This window comes from Halocatena marina, assembly GCF_023276375.1.
GTDB classification, from domain to species: Archaea; Halobacteriota; Halobacteria; order Halobacteriales; family Haloarculaceae; genus Halocatena; species Halocatena marina.
The window spans coordinates 2,572,986-2,589,328 of sequence record NZ_JALLPK010000001.1 but is presented as its reverse complement, the minus strand read 5'-3'; the positions used below and the strand labels follow the sequence as shown (position 1 = coordinate 2,589,328).

Annotated in this window: 20 protein-coding genes; 11 read left to right on the top strand and 9 right to left on the bottom strand. The window is 55.5% G+C overall.

The window, feature by feature from the left end:
* Window positions 1–74: 74 nt before the first annotated feature.
* A complete protein-coding gene (locus MW898_RS11870) occupies window positions 75–434 on the top strand; it encodes a DUF5518 domain-containing protein (RefSeq protein WP_248907465.1) in 360 nt (119 codons plus the stop codon).
* Between the two features lie 117 nt (window positions 435–551).
* Here MW898_RS11870 and hisE read toward each other — a convergent pair whose 3' ends face one another.
* Genes hisE through pdxT form a run of 3 tightly spaced genes read right to left on the bottom strand, consistent with a single transcriptional unit; the run spans window position 552 to window position 1,964 of the window.
* Complete coding sequence (gene hisE / locus MW898_RS11865) at window positions 552–836, bottom strand: phosphoribosyl-ATP diphosphatase (RefSeq protein ID WP_248907463.1); 285 nt, start codon at window positions 834–836, stop codon at window positions 552–554.
* Complete coding sequence (locus MW898_RS11860; protein ID WP_248907461.1) at window positions 829–1,326, bottom strand: bifunctional nuclease family protein; 498 nt, start codon at window positions 1,324–1,326, stop codon at window positions 829–831. Before MW898_RS11860 ends, hisE begins: the two co-directional genes overlap by 8 nt.
* A gap of 41 nt (window positions 1,327–1,367) precedes the next feature.
* The gene (pdxT, locus tag MW898_RS11855; RefSeq protein WP_248907459.1) at window positions 1,368–1,964 is read right to left on the bottom strand and encodes a pyridoxal 5'-phosphate synthase glutaminase subunit PdxT; all 597 of its coding nucleotides are present in this window, start codon (window positions 1,962–1,964) and stop codon (window positions 1,368–1,370) included.
* 105 nt (window positions 1,965–2,069) lie between these two features.
* On the opposite strand from pdxT, the gene MW898_RS11850 reads away from it, so the two are divergent.
* Entirely contained in the window at window positions 2,070–2,276 is a 207-nt protein-coding gene (locus MW898_RS11850; RefSeq protein WP_248907457.1) for a hypothetical protein, read from the top strand.
* A 134-nt stretch (window positions 2,277–2,410) separates the two neighbouring features.
* Here the strand turns inward: MW898_RS11850 and MW898_RS11845 are convergent, their stop codons facing one another.
* A complete protein-coding gene (locus MW898_RS11845) occupies window positions 2,411–2,572 on the bottom strand; it encodes a preprotein translocase subunit Sec61beta (protein ID WP_248907455.1) in 162 nt (53 codons plus the stop codon).
* Window positions 2,573–2,673: 101 nt separating this feature from the next.
* Here MW898_RS11845 and MW898_RS11840 point away from each other — a divergent pair, with 101 nt between their 5' ends.
* Entirely contained in the window at window positions 2,674–2,943 is a 270-nt protein-coding gene (locus tag MW898_RS11840) for a thioredoxin family protein (protein ID WP_248907453.1), read from the top strand.
* Window positions 2,944–3,021: 78 nt separating this feature from the next.
* On the opposite strand, the gene MW898_RS11835 is transcribed toward MW898_RS11840, so the two are convergent.
* On the bottom strand, window positions 3,022–3,294 hold the full coding sequence (locus MW898_RS11835) for a MarR family transcriptional regulator (RefSeq protein ID WP_248907451.1): 273 nt from the start codon (window positions 3,292–3,294) through the stop codon (window positions 3,022–3,024).
* A 240-nt stretch (window positions 3,295–3,534) separates the two neighbouring features.
* Between MW898_RS11835 and MW898_RS11830 the strand changes: the two genes are divergently transcribed.
* Together MW898_RS11830 and MW898_RS11825 are read left to right on the top strand one after the other, a co-directional pair.
* The gene (locus MW898_RS11830; protein WP_248907449.1) at window positions 3,535–3,852 is read left to right on the top strand and encodes an EMC6-like membrane protein; all 318 of its coding nucleotides are present in this window, start codon (window positions 3,535–3,537) and stop codon (window positions 3,850–3,852) included.
* The gene (locus MW898_RS11825; protein WP_248907447.1) at window positions 3,852–5,678 is read left to right on the top strand and encodes a ribosome biogenesis/translation initiation ATPase RLI; all 1,827 of its coding nucleotides are present in this window, start codon (window positions 3,852–3,854) and stop codon (window positions 5,676–5,678) included. The genes MW898_RS11830 and MW898_RS11825 overlap by 1 nt, the downstream gene beginning before the upstream one ends.
* 118 nt (window positions 5,679–5,796) lie before the next feature.
* On the opposite strand, the gene MW898_RS11820 is transcribed toward MW898_RS11825, so the two are convergent.
* Both MW898_RS11820 and MW898_RS11815 read right to left on the bottom strand, forming a co-directional pair.
* Window positions 5,797–5,985 (bottom strand): hypothetical protein, encoded by a 189-nt coding sequence (locus MW898_RS11820; protein WP_248907446.1) that lies wholly within the window; start codon window positions 5,983–5,985, stop codon window positions 5,797–5,799.
* A 213-nt stretch (window positions 5,986–6,198) separates the two neighbouring features.
* Window positions 6,199–6,723, bottom strand: a complete 525-nt coding sequence (locus MW898_RS11815; protein WP_248907444.1) for an archaemetzincin family Zn-dependent metalloprotease — start codon at window positions 6,721–6,723, stop codon at window positions 6,199–6,201.
* On the opposite strand from MW898_RS11815, the gene MW898_RS11810 reads away from it, so the two are divergent.
* Both MW898_RS11810 and MW898_RS11805 read left to right on the top strand, forming a co-directional pair.
* Window positions 6,718–7,170 carry a UPF0146 family protein gene (locus tag MW898_RS11810; RefSeq protein WP_248907442.1) on the top strand — a complete coding sequence of 151 codons (453 nt, stop codon included), beginning with the start codon at window positions 6,718–6,720 and terminating at the stop codon, window positions 7,168–7,170. The two genes, MW898_RS11815 and MW898_RS11810, sit on opposite strands and share 6 nt — an antisense overlap.
* Entirely contained in the window at window positions 7,170–8,039 is an 870-nt protein-coding gene (locus tag MW898_RS11805) for a TIGR01548 family HAD-type hydrolase (protein WP_248909763.1), read from the top strand. Before MW898_RS11810 ends, MW898_RS11805 begins: the two co-directional genes overlap by 1 nt.
* Before the next feature lie 134 nt (window positions 8,040–8,173).
* Here MW898_RS11805 and dnaK read toward each other — a convergent pair whose 3' ends face one another.
* A complete protein-coding gene (gene dnaK, locus MW898_RS11800) occupies window positions 8,174–10,096 on the bottom strand; it encodes a molecular chaperone DnaK (RefSeq protein WP_248907441.1) in 1,923 nt (640 codons plus the stop codon).
* A gap of 209 nt (window positions 10,097–10,305) precedes the next feature.
* On the opposite strand from dnaK, the gene MW898_RS11795 reads away from it, so the two are divergent.
* Together MW898_RS11795 and MW898_RS11790 are read left to right on the top strand one after the other, a co-directional pair.
* Window positions 10,306–10,836, top strand: a complete 531-nt coding sequence (locus tag MW898_RS11795) for an FAD-binding protein (protein WP_248907439.1) — start codon at window positions 10,306–10,308, stop codon at window positions 10,834–10,836.
* Window positions 10,837–10,964: 128 nt separating this feature from the next.
* Window positions 10,965–12,518, top strand: a complete 1,554-nt coding sequence (locus MW898_RS11790) for an aldehyde dehydrogenase family protein (RefSeq protein WP_248907437.1) — start codon at window positions 10,965–10,967, stop codon at window positions 12,516–12,518.
* 9 nt (window positions 12,519–12,527) lie between these two features.
* Here MW898_RS11790 and MW898_RS11785 read toward each other — a convergent pair whose 3' ends face one another.
* On the bottom strand, window positions 12,528–13,793 hold the full coding sequence (locus tag MW898_RS11785) for an MFS transporter (RefSeq protein ID WP_248907436.1): 1,266 nt from the start codon (window positions 13,791–13,793) through the stop codon (window positions 12,528–12,530).
* Between the two features lie 188 nt (window positions 13,794–13,981).
* Here MW898_RS11785 and MW898_RS11780 point away from each other — a divergent pair, with 188 nt between their 5' ends.
* Window positions 13,982–14,617 carry a helix-turn-helix domain-containing protein gene (locus MW898_RS11780; protein ID WP_248907434.1) on the top strand — a complete coding sequence of 212 codons (636 nt, stop codon included), beginning with the start codon at window positions 13,982–13,984 and terminating at the stop codon, window positions 14,615–14,617.
* Window positions 14,618–14,718: 101 nt separating this feature from the next.
* Window positions 14,719–16,248, top strand: coding sequence for an aldehyde dehydrogenase family protein (locus MW898_RS11775; RefSeq protein ID WP_248907432.1), 1,530 nt, complete (start codon window positions 14,719–14,721; stop codon window positions 16,246–16,248).
* Window positions 16,249–16,343: the final 95 nt, after the last annotated feature.

Below are 16,343 nucleotides of genomic sequence, written 5' to 3'. Positions count from 1 at the left end.
GCGATCGACCCTACGTGAACCCTCACAATCAGTAGCAAAATGATTTATGTGTCACCGTACCCATACATCTAGGTATGACAAACTGGCGCGCCGTCATCATTGGATTCCTCGTCGAGCTGGTGCTCGGAATTATCGGATTTGTCATTCCTGTGCTCGGTCACGCTGCTGCTGGACTTATCGGTGGCTTCGTTGCGGGCTATCTCGCAGGCGGCGGATTGGGTCGTGGTGGGTGGCACGGGCTGCTTGCGGGTGCGTTGGGTGGTGTTATCCTCGGTGCGCTCGTTCTCGTCGGCGGATCGCTCGTCGGCGGAATTGCTGGTGGCCCGCTTGGCTTTATCGCTGGACTGGGAATCGGCGTCGGATCTATCATCATCGCATTGTTACTTGCGATTCCGAGCGGGATCGCTGGCGCTATTGGTGGTGCAGTCGCGTAAGAACTACTCCTGTTCGTGTCTGCTCGATGAAGAGAGAATGATTGTCTCTCGACTCACTTGCTCTTGAGGTTCAGAGTGACGAGAGTTGTTTTACAATCTTCTACAGACGTGCGTACTTCATCGCCGCTCGTCCAGTTTGTCGAGAAGATCATCGAGCTGCATGTCTTTCATCGCTAAGAGAACGAGCAGGTGATAGACGATATCCGCACTTTCGTGGGCGATTTCGTTGTGTTCGTCGTCTTTTGCGGCGAGGACGAGCTCGGTGCACTCTTCGCCGAGCTTTTCGAGAACGGCATTCTCGCCTTTTTCGTGCGTGAACAGCGATGCAGTGTAGGAATCCTCTGGGAGTGTTTTCTTTCGGTCTTCGATGACTGAAAACAGTTCTGCGAGCGTCTCAGTCATCAAAACGATCCCTCACCGTCGGCCGAACGTTGGCGCCTGCGTCTCCCATCACTTCTCTGATGTCGTGCAGTTCCGTGTACTGCTCGGGATCATCACGTCCCCCTTCGTACACATCTGCGGCGATCTCGATCGGAGCATTTGTTCGAGCAGCGAGCGCGAGCGCGTCGCTCGGTCGAGCGTCGACGACAGCTGTTCCGCGTGGTGTTACCAGATGCAAGTCGGCGAAATAGGTCCCGTCCTCGACTGCGCTGATGGCGACCCGTTCGACGCGTCCGCCAAGCTCTTCGATGCCGTCGAGCAGGAGATCATGTGTGAGTGGTCGACCGATATCTTCGGCGTCGAGTCCACGAACGATACTCGTCGCCTCCGAAAAGCCGATGAAAATGGGGAGCAGATCGTTTTCATCCTCGTTGTCGGTCGTGAGGGTGACGACCGGAACTGCTCCCTGTTGCGTTCCCGCGACCCGAACGCCCTCGATAGATGCGTCCATATCCCTATTGATGGCAGCACAGGGCAAAACCCCTCCGGGACTTACTGCGTCGTTGCCGACGCAAAGAGCGCGAGATCGTGTACTCGGAAGTCGGCCGTGAGTTCGGGATGAAACGAGGTTGCAACGACAGGTCCGTCTCGAACGGCAACCGGCCTGTCCTCCCACTTGGCGAGCACCGTTACCTCTGAACCCACCTCGTCGATGAGCGGCGCACGAATGAACACCGCCGGAAACGGTTCATCCATTCCTTCGATGGAAATCGTTGTCTCGAAGCTGTCTTGCTGACGGCCGAAGGCGTTTCGGTCGACAGTCACGTCCACGAGATCAAGCGTCGTGACTCGGTCGTCTTTCGCATCCCGGCTGGCGACGATCAAACCGGCACACGTTGCGAGGAGTGGTTTTCCTGACTGAACGTGGGTCTTGATCTCTTTGTCGATCCCCTCACGTTGGAGCAATCGAGAGATGGTCGTCGATTCACCACCTGGCATGAGGAGGACATCGCACGTGGGTACGAGACCCGCCGTGCGTATCTCGTGTACTTCCGATCTCTCGCCGCGCTCGACGAGCGCGCGCCGAATCGCGGCCACGTGCTCTGAGACATCACCCTGTACGGCGATGACACCGACCGTGAAAGTCATGTGCTGTGTGATTGGCGAGTAGGGATGAAAAACGACGCGCTAGCGCTATCAAGCATCGAATATATTAGATAAAAGTATTACTATCTGAAAGATGACGGTAGGAGTATGGATACATATTTGGGACTACGATTGTACGTTGCGTTCTATCTCACTGTGGGCGTCACAATTGGTACGCTCGGCGGATTTTTCGCAGGTCGGACGTCAGGAATGATCAGTCTCGTTATCTGGGCGAGTTTCACTTTTGTCGCCCTCGTTGTCGCCCTCAAGGGTGTTATTGTGCTGATCGATGAATTCGCGTCCGGGACGGAGTAAGGAGACTCAGGAAATCAATCGAGCGAGGTCGCTGTACTAATATCTTTACTACTTGTTCTCTCTGGAGCAGAACTGAGAACGATCTCACCCCACACCGTGGTGGGCAGTATGCAAGTCTTCGATCGGCCAAACGTTCACAGCGCTGTGAGCGTCATAACGAAGACGCCAAAGAGGACACCGAATGCAACGACTGTTTTCGGGTCGATGCGGGGCGCATTACGGTCATCGGAGTCGAAATACCGGACGAGACCGGCGCTCGACATCAGCCCGCCAGAATTCTGAGATCCTTTGCTCATGCGTACTCATTCGCACCATGGTTTGTATGCGTTTCGGCGTGGGGTGATGTGGTAGGTAGTGGAAACCCTTATTCCGAAGGCTGGGCAAGTTTGGGTGTACGATGACCATTACGCTGAAAGACTTCTACGCTGACTGGTGTGGCCCGTGTAAGACGCAGGACCCGATCCTCGAAGAACTGGAAGATGATTGGGAAGACCGCTTTCAGGTCGAGAAAGTGAACGTCGATGAGGAACAAGACATCGCAAACGAGTACCAAGTGCGATCGCTCCCCACGCTCATCATCGAAAACGACAACGGCGTTGTCGAGCGCTTCGTTGGTGTCACCCAGCGTGACGACCTCGAAACCGCACTTGAGAAAGCCGGTGCCTAACTCTTTCTAGCAAACGCTCCGGAACTGCAGCAGACAGAAAGCAGTGTTTTGTATACTTTCACGCCTATCAGCAGCGCTTCAGTCGTTACAAATGGCAGTCTCAGCGTTCTCTGCCGGAATTTCGCCGGTGATCTCGTAGAGATTCTGCCGGGCGTCGGCAAAGTAGACATCCTCATCGACCGCATTAATTCCTTCAAGCCGTTCGAGCGCATACCGGACAGTGCGCGCGGACAGCATCGACTCTTCAACAATACCTTTCTGGGTTAGTGGACCGTTGTACTCGAGAACCTTGAAGACGAGTTTCGCACTCGGGGGGAGGTCGACAAGCCCTTCGGCAGTCGTATCACTCATTTTCTCGATACTCACACGTCCAGGGCGTATAAAGATTGAGGCAAGTTATGCTGACAAATCGAAATTGGCAGCTTTTGGTACCCATTGCGTACATCGAACTCTACGGATACATGAGAGGACATTGAAGATAGCTGTTTAATATGTCAATCAAGTGTATTGGTGACCGATGGCAACACGGTGTTGCGTCGACGAGTAAGCGCAACCGAACGGCTTTTGCTCCCAGACTGCTGATTCATCGGCATGGCAACCGATACGGCTGATTCCCGCGCTGCCCATATCCGCGGGGTGACAGTCACTGCGCTGGCCGCCATCCTTGGGATTGGTGCAGCCTTCGGGTCGCTCGTTGTTGTCGGAGACATGGCTCCGACAGATGTTGCAACGAGTTCTACTGTGCTCTACGTGCTCGCAGCGGCTATCGCAGTACAGTTTCCGCTGCTCAAGGCAAGTGGTATCGTCGATGAATTCTCCGGAAAGGATATTCTCTACGTCGCGTTCATGACATTCTCGTTCTGGTTCGTTTGCTTGACGATCCTCCTCACTGCGGGAGTGACCGTCTAATGGCTGAGGACAGCATCGCCGTTGTCGATCTCGATCGCTGTCAGCCCGATCGTTGTAACTACGAGTGCGCGAACTACTGCCCCCCAAATCGGACGGGAAAGGAGTGTATCACCAAACGGGGCGAAGACACTGTTCAAGGGACGCCCGATCAGGTGCGCATCTCCGAAGAGATCTGTCTGGGTGAATCCTGTGGGATCTGTGTCGTCAAGTGCCCGTTCGACGCTATCGAGATCATCAACCTCCCCGAGGAACTCGATGAAGAACCGGTTCACCGCTACGGCGAGAATGCGTTTGCTCTCTACGGGCTCCCCGCACCGCAGGAGGGAACGGTAACCGGTATCCTCGGACCGAACGGCATCGGGAAGACGACCGCTGTTCGCATCCTTGCCGACGAAATCGTCCCGAATCTCGGTGCGTACGACACAGGATCTGACTGGGACGCTGTCATCGACGAGTACAGAGGAACGGACCTCCAGACGTATCTAGAGGATATGCAACACGGTGGTATCACGGTCGCGCGCAAGCCCCAGTACGTCGATCGAATCCCGAATCAGTTCGATGGAAAGACGCGCGAACTGCTGGAAGGAACCGACGAACGAGGCGTGGTTGACGATCTTATCGATCGGCTATCGATTAGACCGATTGTGGATCAGAAGATTGGCACGCTCTCGGGAGGCGAACTCCAACGCGTTGCGCTCGCAGCGACGCTCGCCCGCGATGCCGATTTCTACTTTCTCGACGAAATCACCCCGTACCTCGATATCGGCCAGCGGGTGAGTGCAGCTCGACTCATCCGTGATCTCGCCGCGAACGATCGCTCGATGCTCGTCGTCGAACACGACCTCGCGGTGCTCGATCTGCTCGCAGACACCATCCACGTCGCTTACGGTGAGCCGGGTGCGTTCGGTATCATTACTGATCCAAAATCGACGCGTCAGGGGATCAACGAGTATCTCTCGGGCTATCTCGAAAACGAAAACATGCGGATTCGCCCGGAGGCAATCGAGTTCGAGCAACACGCTCCTCGAACTGCCTCGATGGGTGACGTACTGATCGAATACCCGGATCTCGTGAAGTCATACGGTGAGGACGAGTTCTCACTACAGATTGAGAGCGGAACAATTCGTGAAAACGAAGTCCTTGGCGTCGTCGGTCCGAACGGCATCGGAAAATCCACGTTTGCAAAGTTGCTGACGGGATCAATCAAACCGACGGACGGTGCCCTTGAGACACACCTCGATATCGCGTACAAACCGCAGTACATTGAAATCGATCAGCCGATGCGCGTCGATTCATTCCTCGCATCTATCACCGACCAGTTCGGTTCCTCGTACTGGGAGACGGAGATCGGCCAACCACTGCAACTCGAACGAATCATGGAGCAGACCCTCACTGACCTCTCTGGTGGTGAGCGCCAGCGAGTCGCCATCGCTGCCTGTCTCTCGAAGGACGCCGATCTCTACCTGCTCGATGAGCCATCGGCACATCTCGATGTCGAACAACGTGTTCTCGCAACGCGTGCGATCCGTCGATACACCGAAAACCACGACGCAACAGCACTCGTTATCGATCACGACATCTATATGATCGATCTCCTCGCCGACCGGCTACTGGTGTTTGATGGTACTCCCTCGATGGCCGGGCACGCGACGCCACCAGTCGGAATGCGTGAGGGAATGAACGAATTCCTCGGTAACCTCGAAATCACGTTCCGGCGCGACCAGCGCACGGCACGACCACGAATCAACAAACCCGAAAGCCAACTCGACCGCGAGCAAAAGGCGGCTGGAGAGTACTACTATGCGGTCGACACAAACGAAAGCTGATCTGTCCTCCGACACTCATCCGAGACAGAACACAGCTGAAATCTGCCGTGGACGAATCTACCGCGATCGTATTACAATTAGCTGCTTTCTGGAACGGTACGACGCACTGTCTGTTACATTATAGTACCGGTGTGGCCTGAAATCGATACCAGACGGCGATCAGACCCACGCCGACAATGAGCGCAATCGGCAGCGCTACTTCGAAATCGATGGGGATTGACAACGGATCGTATAACGCCGCGATGAGGGCACAGTATGCGATCAGTATCAACGCAGCCCCTATCCGAACCGTGGTGTCCCCTCTCATAGTAGTTATGTGAACAATGTGGCTTACAACAGTACAAATCTTTCGCTAATATAAGTCAAATATATTATCTCTTGAAGAGTACATTGACTCATACTGAATAGAAAGTGGTACAGATTTCGGACGAGAGTGGACGAATGTAGAACAACGGAGTAGTAGCGTGAAGGTAACGATCGGACAGATTTGCTGCTGGCACTGGCGACAGTGAATACGTACTTATCGGTGGACGATTCGGCTGCAACTTCCACAGAGGAACTGCTCTTTCACATCGACTTCTCGAACGGTCGGTGAAAAGTTCATCACACAGCGTTTGTTGTCACAGTGTTCGAGTCCGAGCGTGTGACCGATTTCGTGGATCACTTCTTTCCGGATTCGATCATTGAACACTTCACTTCCCGATTTGGTGGCGAGGCCCCCATCGGAGGACGTCTGGAGGCGATAGGTAGAAACGACGCTCCCGTTGCCGTCGAGATAGGCGAGACCAAAAACGTAGTTGCGGCGACGGTAGAAGAGATCCTTCGAAGTGACTGCAATATTTTTCCCACCTGCTCCAATATGACTCGCAAGTTCGATGAACTCCTCAGCACGATACTGGTTCCGAGTTGAATCGTACGCCCCGTTGGGAATCGCCTGTTCCTGGTGGACTGTAACATCACATCCGTATACGGAGCGGAGACCAGACGATGCCTCACGCTTTACCGCCGCGGGGACATCACCGACCGGCACGATGTCGACATGCATAGAAAAAGATTAGAACGGATCGGGTATAAACATCCCGACGTGACGACACCCGGAACGCGTGAGGCGCTGGTTGACCGTCTCGCTCGCTATGAGACACTCATCGAAGTCGGAATCGGCAATCGGACCGATATAGCACAAGCCCTCGCTCGCCGCGCGAGCGTGACTGCGATCGATATCCACGATTGTTCGGTTCCCGACGGCGTCACATTTATACGTGATGACATTACATCCCCTCGATCGACTGTCTATGCGGACGGAGACGCGTTGTATGCATTGAACTGTCCCCCCGAACTCCAGCGACCATTGTGGTCTGTTGCCCGTCAAAATGAGGCAGACTGTCTGTTTACGACGCTCGGCACCGATCCACCGCTGCTCCCCGTCACCTCCGAGACGATTTCGGGAGAGACACTCTTTCGTGTTCGCCCCAGAAAAGGTGAGATCGCGTGATATCGGTCGAAGCCGTCGTTCTCGACATTGATGGGGTGCTCATCGATGTGGCAGATTCGTATCGTCGGGCCATCGTCGAGTCTGTTATGCACGTCTATGACGATACGATCCCGAAAGCGGACGTGCAGTCGTTCAAGAACGCAGGCGGCTTCAACAACGATTGGGAACTGACACACGCCACGGCGTTGTATATCCTCGCATGTCAGGAAGGATTCGACCGTGATCTCGCGGCGTTCACCGATGCAATTGAGGCGAGCGGTGGTGGACTCGAAGGCGCTCGGACCGTTGTTGTGAACGCGGTCGATCCCGACACGCGAGAACGTATCCACGCGAAGTGGAAGCGTGATCGTCTCACAGACGTCTTCCAGCAGCTGTATCTCGGAAGCGAGTTATACCGTGATTTCTACGACAGCGAGCCGGATCTCGATACCTCTGGTTTCGTTTATGACGAGCCAGTGCTTGCCGCTTCTGAGACCATCGATACGCTAACGAAACGATGGGATGTCGGCGTTGTTACCGGACGACCAGCTACTGAAGCAGCCATCGCGCTCGATCGAGTCGGTCTCACTGTTCCCGACAAATATCTCTTCACGATGGACAGCGAGACGCCGGGCAAACCAGCGCCCGACGCCCTGATCGAACTCGCCGAGCGGCTCGATGCCAACCGCATTGCGTTCGCAGGCGATACGCTCGATGACATCCAGACTGCCACGAACGCGACAGAAACCGATCCCGACCGCGACTACTACGGTATCGGTGTCCAGACCGGTGGTCTCTCGGACGAAGACGGCCGCCAAGCGTTCAAAAGAGCAGGCGCACACGCAGTCATCGAACACGTGGATAGCCTCCCGATGATACTAGACGAGTGAACAACCCCCCTCTGCTCAGCCTTGCTTGGGGACTTGCTGCAGACGGGACTTCCTGTTTTCACGACGCACTTTACAGTAAGTTACCCCGAATAGGACGACAGAAATGAAGAGTCGGTAGCGGTGCTCTCTTTGTTTTACGACGACTGTTCGTCGTCTACGTCATCGAAGTCAGCATCGACGTACTCGCGTTCGTTCTCACCGTCCGCGTCACCGGGATCTGCGCCTGGACCTGCTCCTGCACCTGGGCCTGCTCCTGCACCGGCTCCCGCGCTTGCTCCATTTGGACCTGGGCCACCAGCAGCGTCGGCCTGTGCGGCCTGTTGGTACATCTGCTTCCCGATTTCCTGCAATTCTTCTGCGAGGTTTTCTGTTGCGTCGGTCAGCTCTTCGATCGTGGCGTCGTCGTCCTCTAGTGTTTCTTCGACGGATTCGATAGCCGACTCGATATCCTCCCGAAGCTCTTCACTCACGTCCTCTTCGTTCTCTTCAAGAAGTTTCTCGGCTCGCTGGATGGACGATTCAGCATCGTTGCGTGCCTCGATACGCTCACGACGCTTTTCGTCTTCTTCAGCGTGCTCTTCGGCGTCCGCTTTCATGTTCTCGATCTCGTCATCAGAGAGCCCTGCGCCGCCCTCGATGGTGATGGATTCGGCGTTACCGCTGCCTTTGTCCTCGGCTTCAGCGTTGACGATGCCGTTCTCGTCAATGTTGAACGTCACCTCAATCTGTGGTGTGCCAGCGGGTGCGGGTGGGATCCCAGCAAGCTGGAATTCACCGAGGAGTTCGTTGTCGTTCGCCATCTCACGTTCGCCCTGGAAGACGCGCACCTGAACGTTTGTCTGGTTGTCGGCGGCCGTAGTGAAGATCTTCGACTCTTCGGTCGGGATGGTTGTGTTCTTCTCGATGAGTCGTTCGAATAGCCCTCCTTTGACTTCGATACCCAACGAGAGCGGCGTCACATCGAGGAGCACGATGTCGTCGACCTCGCCGCCGAGGACACCACCCTGAATGGCCGCGCCGAGTGCAACGACTTCGTCCGGATTGACGTTCTTTTTCGGCTGTTGTCCCGTGAGTTCTTCGACCTGCTCTTGGACCATCGGCATCCGGGTCGATCCACCGACAAGGATGACCTCGTCGATGTCGCTTTTCGAGTAGTCAGCGTCCGCAAGCGCCTGCTCGGTTGGCTCGACCGTCCGCTGGACGAGATCCTCCGTGAGAGCCTCGAACTTTGCGCGTGACAGTTTCGTTTCGAGCGTGAGCGGACCAGAGTCCGTCGTCGCAATGAACGGGAGATTGATGCTCGTCTCCTTTCGGCTGGAGAGCTCGACTTTTGCATCCTCGGCAGCGTCTTTCAGCCGCTGGAGTGCTTGCCGGTCGTCTCGGAGGTCCACACCGTGTTCTTCCTCGAAGTCGTCGGCTAGCCACTCGATAATTGCATGGTCCCAGTCATCGCCACCGAGCTCGTTATCTCCGTTCGTGGCGACAACCTCGTAGACACCGCCACCGAGATCGAGAATTGAGACATCAAAGGTGCCACCACCGAGGTCGAACACGAGAACAGTCTGGTCAGAATCGTCTTCCAGGCCGTACGCCATCGAGGCGGCCGTCGGCTCATTGACGATACGCTCGACTTCGAACCCAGCAATTTCACCAGCGTCTTTCGTTGCCTGACGCTGTCGGTCGGAGAAGTACGCAGGAACGGTAATAACAGCACGCTCTACATCATCACCGAGATACTCCTCGGCGTCGTGCTTGATTTTCTGGAGAACCATCGCCGAAATCTCTTCGGGGGTGTACTCCTCACCGTCGATGTCGACGGTGTATCCGTCCTTACCCATGTGTCGCTTGATCGACTCGATCGTTCGATCTGGGTTCTGGACGGCTTGGTTTTTCGCCGGATTACCGATGAGTCGCTCATCGTCGGTGAACGCTACCACAGAGGGCGTTGTACGGTCCCCTTCCGCGTTAACGATTATTTCGGGATCGCCACCTTCCATCACAGCAAATGCACTGTTGGTGGTACCGAGATCGATACCGAGAATCTTGTTACTCGCCATGTTACCCCCACCTATTGCTGTCTAACCGTTAAACCTTGCTGAATACAGCGCTCCATATCTGGATTGTTACCCCGTGCAGTCGGGCGATTTCTGGAGTCTCCACTTCCTCTGTCTCTGATCTTTTAGAATCAACTCCCATGGATATTCTATCGATTTCTGGGTGTCGCTTTTGCGCTACTGTTATTCTCGTTCGATTCTCGATGTCCATTATGTCTGATACGAACGGGCGTGAACAGAGCTTCTGGGCGTGGGGCTACGCCGACCGACTTCCGAACAATGACGACCGACGAAAACTAAAGGCTCGTATCGAGAACCAACTCGGATTTCCGGAGCGACCGATGCTCGATATGCCATCGTTCGAGGATGTTGTGCTTCCAGACGCGCGCATCAATATCCCCAGTGATCTCGAATCATTCTGCACTCGATCGAAACGAGCACGGGCACATCACACCTACGGGAAGGCATATCGGGATCTCGTTCGTGGATTTCACTGTGAGTTCGAGACACCACCGGATATCGTCGCTACGCCGCGCGATGAGACGGATATCGAGACACGGCTCGCGTGGGCAACCACTGAGAGCATCGCAGTCGTTCCGTTTGGTGGCGGTACGAGCGTGGTTGGTGGCATCGAATGCTCGGGCGAGGGATACGGGGGCGTCGTCACCGACGGGTGGGTACGCGTCCGACCCCGGTTGTCCTCCGCGTCTGAGCAGCTGGGCACGTGTGATCTTTTTCGGTGATGATTCACGGATGAAGTAATTGAAGAGATAGCCACAGTCTTGTAGTTTCATTCTGTTCACAAACGTATATGTGAGTCACGCACATGGGTGTGTCAGGCTGCGGATGGATACCCATCACTGAACGACGTATGCAACGCGAGAACTTCGATAGTGACCGAGGAACCGTGGATGAGGAGATCATCGAGCGCCACCGCGAAATCGCCGCAAGCGTTCTTTCGAGTGATCCATACAAACAACGGATTGGAGGCGAAGGAGTCGAAAGCGAGGCGGGTGAGGAGTGTGAGGCGATCGATGCGACGACTGGTGAAACGCTGGCAACGTACTGGCGCGGCACTGCAGCAGATGTCGATCAGGCGGTAGCGGCTGCCCAAACTGCGTTTGATGAGACGTGGGGTGAGTATTCGGCAGCACAGCGAGCGGACGCCATCGATTCCATTGCCGATGCATTAGAAGAACGCAAGACCGAATTGGCGCGAATCGATTCGCTGGAGATGGGAAAGCCAAATCAGCACGCGCTGTTCGTCGACGCAACGATCATGATCGATCAGTTCCGCTATTTCGCTGGGCTAGCACGGACGGCCGACGACGGCCGCCGTCCGTCGAGCGCGTCGGGGAAACTCGCGTACACGAGCCGCGAACCGTACGGCGTCGTCGGCCAGATCAGTGCGTGGAACTTCCCGTCGATGTTTCTCGCGTGGAAGATGGGTCCTGCGCTCGCGGCGGGCAATACGATCGTCTTTAAACCGTCCCCGCGGTCAGTGCTCTCGACGTTCGAAGCAGTCGAGACGATGGAGAAGCATCTCCCATCGGGAACGATAAACGTCGTTCCAGGAACAGGTCCGGAAGTTGGTGAGCGTATTACGAACCACCCTGAGATACGAAAGGTCTCGATGACTGGATCGACCGCCGCTGGGCGGAGTGTAATGGAGGGTGCAGCGACGAACATCAAGGCGCTGTCACTCGAACTCGGTGGAAAAAGTCCGAACATCATCTTCCCTGACGCTGATCTCGAAAAAGCGGTCGAAGGGACGCTCATCGCCTCGTTCTTCAACCAAGGCGAGCAGTGTACTGCTGGATCGCGGCTGTTCGTTCACTCGGACGTGCGTGATGAATTCTTAGAGCGCTTCACGAGCGAAATGGAGCGCCTCACAGTTGGTGATCCGCTTGCGCCGTTGACGGACATTGGTCCGCTTGTCGACCATAAGCATCTCGACCGCGTCCAGAGCTACGTCGATACAGCCCTTCAGGAAGGGGCAGACGTGCTCGTCGGTGGTGGACAGCCCGATGATCCCGAGCTTTCGGGTGCTCCATTTTTCGAGCCGACAGTGCTCACAAATGTTAAAAACGATCACACAGTCGCTTGTGACGAGATTTTCGGGCCGGTCGTGAGCGTCATCGAGTGGGACGACCGTGAGGAAATGATCGCACAAGCCAACGATACGGAGTACGGTCTCACCTCTGCCGTCTGGACGACCGACGTAGAGACGGCTCACGAGACAGCCGAGGTGCTCGAAGCCGGAACTGTCTGGGTCAACACCTACAACGACTTATTCGATCACGTTCCTCATGGTGGGTACAAACAGTCCGGTCTCGGACGAGAGCTCGATGAAGAAGCATTTGAGAGCTATCGACAGACGAAAACAGTGCTGCTGAACTTCGGAAAGCTCCCACGACTCGGATAAGCGACTGATTCACTTCTCTCCGCTCTTGGTACGTCGTTCAGGGGTAAGTACAACTGAGCCATCTCTGGTCTGCTGTGTTGTTTCTGGAAGAAACACCCATACGAGAATCCCGATGATGATCATTGCGGCTGCTGCACTCAGCGTCGTTCCTCCATAGCCAACGCTCGCGTAGGCAACGCCCGCGAGTCCACCACCGAGTCCAGAGCCGATCTGCCCCATCCCGAGTGTGAGATTGAGAAATGATCCTCGCTTGTCGCTTGCAACCATCTCTGTCAACAGCGTTTGGAATGGTGTCGCACGCGCAGTAAACAGTCCCATGACGACGAAAAACAGCCCGTACGTGACCCACATACTGACTGCAAGCGATGTTGTTGCGAGCATAACAATGGCAAGACAAGCAGACGCAGCAACGATGATACGCTTTCGACCGACGCGATCTGAGAGCGTTCCGGCGCGAGGCCCGGCGAGGATGCTTCCCAGGCCACCAAAGAAAAACAGTGTAGCAATGGTTTCACCGCCAGCATCGAGTGTCGCTTCGAGCCACGTCGGTAGATAGGTGATATAGAGTGCGTTTCCACCGAACATGATTACGAAGATCGCAATCGCCGCGACAACATCACGTCGCTGCAACAACACTGCGTACCCTTCGAGTGCACTTTTGATCGTTAGTTGATCCGAGAGCTCCACATCTGGATCGGGGACGTACATCCAGAGGAGCAGAAGGGCCACAGCCAGCAATAGGCCAAAGACGAGAAACGGGAACCGGAACCCGACCTGTTCGGCCATGAGCGTTCCCACTGGAATCCCTGCAATCTGTCCGGCTGCCATCCCTGTGAACAACCAACCGTTTGCCCACCCTCGCTGTTCGCGTGGGAAGTAATCACCGACGTACGCGAGCGATGCGCCGTTGAGAATTCCCCCGGCGACGCCCGCGAGTGCACGAACGCCAAAGAGCGAAGCAAAATCCCACACGAACCAATGAAGGACGAGTGCAACGGTCATGATCGTATTACCGATGAGAAGGATTCGGCGCCTCCCGATCCGATCCGAGATTGGTCCTGTGATGAGCGCAAAAACACCGACGGAAACAGCGTATGCGGTGATGAGCGTTCCTAAGAGCGACTCCGAGACAGCGATTTGGCCGCTGATCTGTGGGAGAATAGGAGCAATAATGAGCATCTGACAGCCGGAAACAAATACGAGCACCCACAGAATGGCGATAATTCGGTACGAACCTGTTTTTCTGTGACCACCACCGCTACTCCGTCCGCTCATCGTGCGGCCTCGTTCACCGACATTCTCCGAGCGAAATTCACAAATTCATTTTTATCAACTGTTGTGCTTGGATAGATTCGGATGACTATCTGTGTCACTAATCAGAGAACGAGCGGGTGTGCTGTGGCTGTTCGCGTGAATATGTTCATCACCCACGCGATCAAGTCAGCAGACCGCTAACCAAAGGCATGCCCCGAGTGTGGCTCCGGATCAAGCCATCGCATAATTCGTTGGTGGCATTTTCGATCGATCATCCGGATGATGAATTCCGGATCTTCGCCTCCCATCCCATGAAGGACGGTTTGCGCGTCATCGTCGAAGCGGAGACTACTGACCCCGAGGCTCTCTGTCAGCTGTTCGATGAGGCATCGGATGTGCGATCATTTGAGGTGTTACGGACCGATCAGCAGACTGTGTTGGTCCAGTACGAGACCAGCGAACCTGCGGCGCGTGCAGCGGCACGGGCTGCGGGAATCTTGCCACAGTATCCCACGGTTCTGCGTGACGGCTGGCTCACCGTCGAAACGATCACGTCGTGGGAGCGGTTGTCTCAGCTCCAGACGGAGTTTGAGACGGCCGACGTTTCATTCGAGATCCTCTCAATCACCCAGTCGGTCGAGATGACTGACTTGCTGACAGACCGTCAGTGGGACGTTCTTACTGAAGCTATCGAGCGAGGGTACTACGATAGTCCGCGAGGCTGTTCGCTCACTAATCTGGCAAGCACGCTGGATGTCAATCCATCAGCGGTGAGCGGAGTTCTCCATCGCGCCGAAGAGCAGATCATCAAGGAGTTCGCTGCCGAGGCTAAGCGTCTCGATTGAACGTCTTGTGCCCGATGGCGGCTTCAGGAGTGAGAGCACATCTCAATTAATTTCGGGAACAAACCGTTCAGGCTTATGTGGCGGGCGTGTTCCACTTTTGTATGGCATCCGAAACCGAATCTGAAGCAGCGTCAGCGAGCGAACGACGAGCGGAAATTCATGAACGACACCAAGAGACTGCAGAAGCAGTTGTCCCCGAACAGCGTGGGTGTTACATCGGTGGCGAGTGGGTCGAAAGCGATTCCGGTGAGACGTTTGAGACACGCGATCCGACGACAGGCGATGTCCTCGCGGAACTTCCGTCCGGAAACGCAGCAGACATCGACAGAGCTGTCGCAGCCGCAGAAGACGCATTCGTCGATTGGGGTGATGCTTCGCCCTCGAAGCGCCAGCGGACGCTCGAAACCATCGCCGATCGGATCAGATCGGAGCGCACAGCGTTCGCGCGTCTCGAAACGCTCGACAACGGTAAACCAATCAACGAAGCACGAGCTGACGTTCATCTCGCTGCCGAGCATTTCCGATACTTTGCCGGCATAACGCGCGCGACCGAAGGCGAAACCGTTCCGACGGACGGCTCTCGCCGCGTTACAACCATCAAAGAACCCTACGGAGTCGTCGGTGCCATCATTCCGTGGAATTTTCCATTACTGATGGCAGCGTGGAAGCTCGCACCGGCGATCGCTGCTGGCAACACGGTCGTTCTGAAACCAGCAGAACAGACGCCGCTGTCTGTCCTGAAGCTGATGGCGGAGATCGACGACGTACTCCCTGATGGTGTTATTAACGTCGTTACTGGCTTTGGTTCCGATGCTGGTGAGCCACTCACGACACACCCAGACGTGCGTAAACTCGCATTCACTGGATCGACAGCGATCGGAAAGCAGGTGATGAAAAACGCGGCTGAGAACGTTACTGACGTGACACTCGAACTGGGCGGGAAGAACCCGATCGTGATTTACCCAGATGCAGATCTCGATCGGGCAGTACAGACGACAATCTTCGCAATTTTCTACAACACCGGCGAGTGTTGTACTGCGGGATCACGGCTGTTCATTCACGAGGATATCGAGGAGGAGTTCCTCAATCAGTTGGCCACAGCGGCCGAAGGGCTCACGATAGACGACCCGCTGCTCGACAGCACTCGACTTGGTCCGAAGGTCTCGGAGGAGCAACGCGAGCGAACGTTGGGCTACCTCGATGCTGCGCGCGAAGCCGGAGCATCGATGCTGACCGGCGGTGGCGTGCCGGACGACGAAGCGCTCGCGGACGGATGCTTCGTCACTCCGACGATCGTCCGCGATCTCGATCACGATCACCCGGCTGTTCAAGAGGAGATCTTCGGTCCCGTTCTCGAAGTGTTCTCGTGGAACGAGTACGATGACATGATCGAACTGGCAAACGACGTCGAGTACGGTCTCGCTGCGGGCGTCGTTACGAGTGATATCGATCAGGCACACCGAACCGCAGCCGATCTCGAAGCTGGAACGATTTGGGTCAACCAGTACAACGATTTCCCGACCGGAATGCCGTTCGGTGGCTACAAGCAGTCCGGAATCGGACGCGAGCGCGCACAAGAAACGATCGAACACTACACACAAACGAAGAGCATCGATATCTCAGTCAGATGATATCCAACGGGTAGCTGACGAACCAGAGCGAATTGAAATAGATTGGTTTCGATGGCGATTCGATGCGGATCGATATTCCGATCTGTATTGGCGCG

Excerpts from the sequence above, each read along its gene's own strand:
- pdxT (WP_248907459.1), bottom strand. The coding sequence starts at position 1,964 with ATGACTTTCACGGTCGGTGTCATCGCCGTACAGGGTGATGTCTCAGAG.
- MW898_RS11850 (WP_248907457.1), top strand. The coding sequence starts at position 2,070 with ATGGATACATATTTGGGACTACGATTGTACGTTGCGTTCTATCTCACT.
- hisE (WP_248907463.1), bottom strand. The coding sequence starts at position 836 with ATGACTGAGACGCTCGCAGAACTGTTTTCAGTCATCGAAGACCGAAAG.
- MW898_RS11845 (WP_248907455.1), bottom strand. The coding sequence starts at position 2,572 with ATGAGCAAAGGATCTCAGAATTCTGGCGGGCTGATGTCGAGCGCCGGT.
- MW898_RS11810 (WP_248907442.1), top strand. The coding sequence starts at position 6,718 with ATGCATAGAAAAAGATTAGAACGGATCGGGTATAAACATCCCGACGTG.
- MW898_RS11870 (WP_248907465.1), top strand. The coding sequence starts at position 75 with ATGACAAACTGGCGCGCCGTCATCATTGGATTCCTCGTCGAGCTGGTG.
- MW898_RS11835 (WP_248907451.1), bottom strand. The coding sequence starts at position 3,294 with ATGAGTGATACGACTGCCGAAGGGCTTGTCGACCTCCCCCCGAGTGCG.
- MW898_RS11780 (WP_248907434.1), top strand. The coding sequence starts at position 13,982 with ATGCCCCGAGTGTGGCTCCGGATCAAGCCATCGCATAATTCGTTGGTG.
- MW898_RS11785 (WP_248907436.1), bottom strand. The coding sequence starts at position 13,793 with ATGAGCGGACGGAGTAGCGGTGGTGGTCACAGAAAAACAGGTTCGTAC.
- MW898_RS11840 (WP_248907453.1), top strand. The coding sequence starts at position 2,674 with ATGACCATTACGCTGAAAGACTTCTACGCTGACTGGTGTGGCCCGTGT.
- MW898_RS11825 (WP_248907447.1), top strand. The coding sequence starts at position 3,852 with ATGGCTGAGGACAGCATCGCCGTTGTCGATCTCGATCGCTGTCAGCCC.
- MW898_RS11860 (WP_248907461.1), bottom strand. The coding sequence starts at position 1,326 with ATGGACGCATCTATCGAGGGCGTTCGGGTCGCGGGAACGCAACAGGGA.
- MW898_RS11815 (WP_248907444.1), bottom strand. The coding sequence starts at position 6,723 with ATGCATGTCGACATCGTGCCGGTCGGTGATGTCCCCGCGGCGGTAAAG.
- MW898_RS11820 (WP_248907446.1), bottom strand. The coding sequence starts at position 5,985 with ATGAGAGGGGACACCACGGTTCGGATAGGGGCTGCGTTGATACTGATC.
- dnaK (WP_248907441.1), bottom strand. The coding sequence starts at position 10,096 with ATGGCGAGTAACAAGATTCTCGGTATCGATCTCGGTACCACCAACAGT.
- MW898_RS11795 (WP_248907439.1), top strand. The coding sequence starts at position 10,306 with ATGTCTGATACGAACGGGCGTGAACAGAGCTTCTGGGCGTGGGGCTAC.
- MW898_RS11775 (WP_248907432.1), top strand. The coding sequence starts at position 14,719 with ATGGCATCCGAAACCGAATCTGAAGCAGCGTCAGCGAGCGAACGACGA.
- MW898_RS11830 (WP_248907449.1), top strand. The coding sequence starts at position 3,535 with ATGGCAACCGATACGGCTGATTCCCGCGCTGCCCATATCCGCGGGGTG.
- MW898_RS11790 (WP_248907437.1), top strand. The coding sequence starts at position 10,965 with ATGCAACGCGAGAACTTCGATAGTGACCGAGGAACCGTGGATGAGGAG.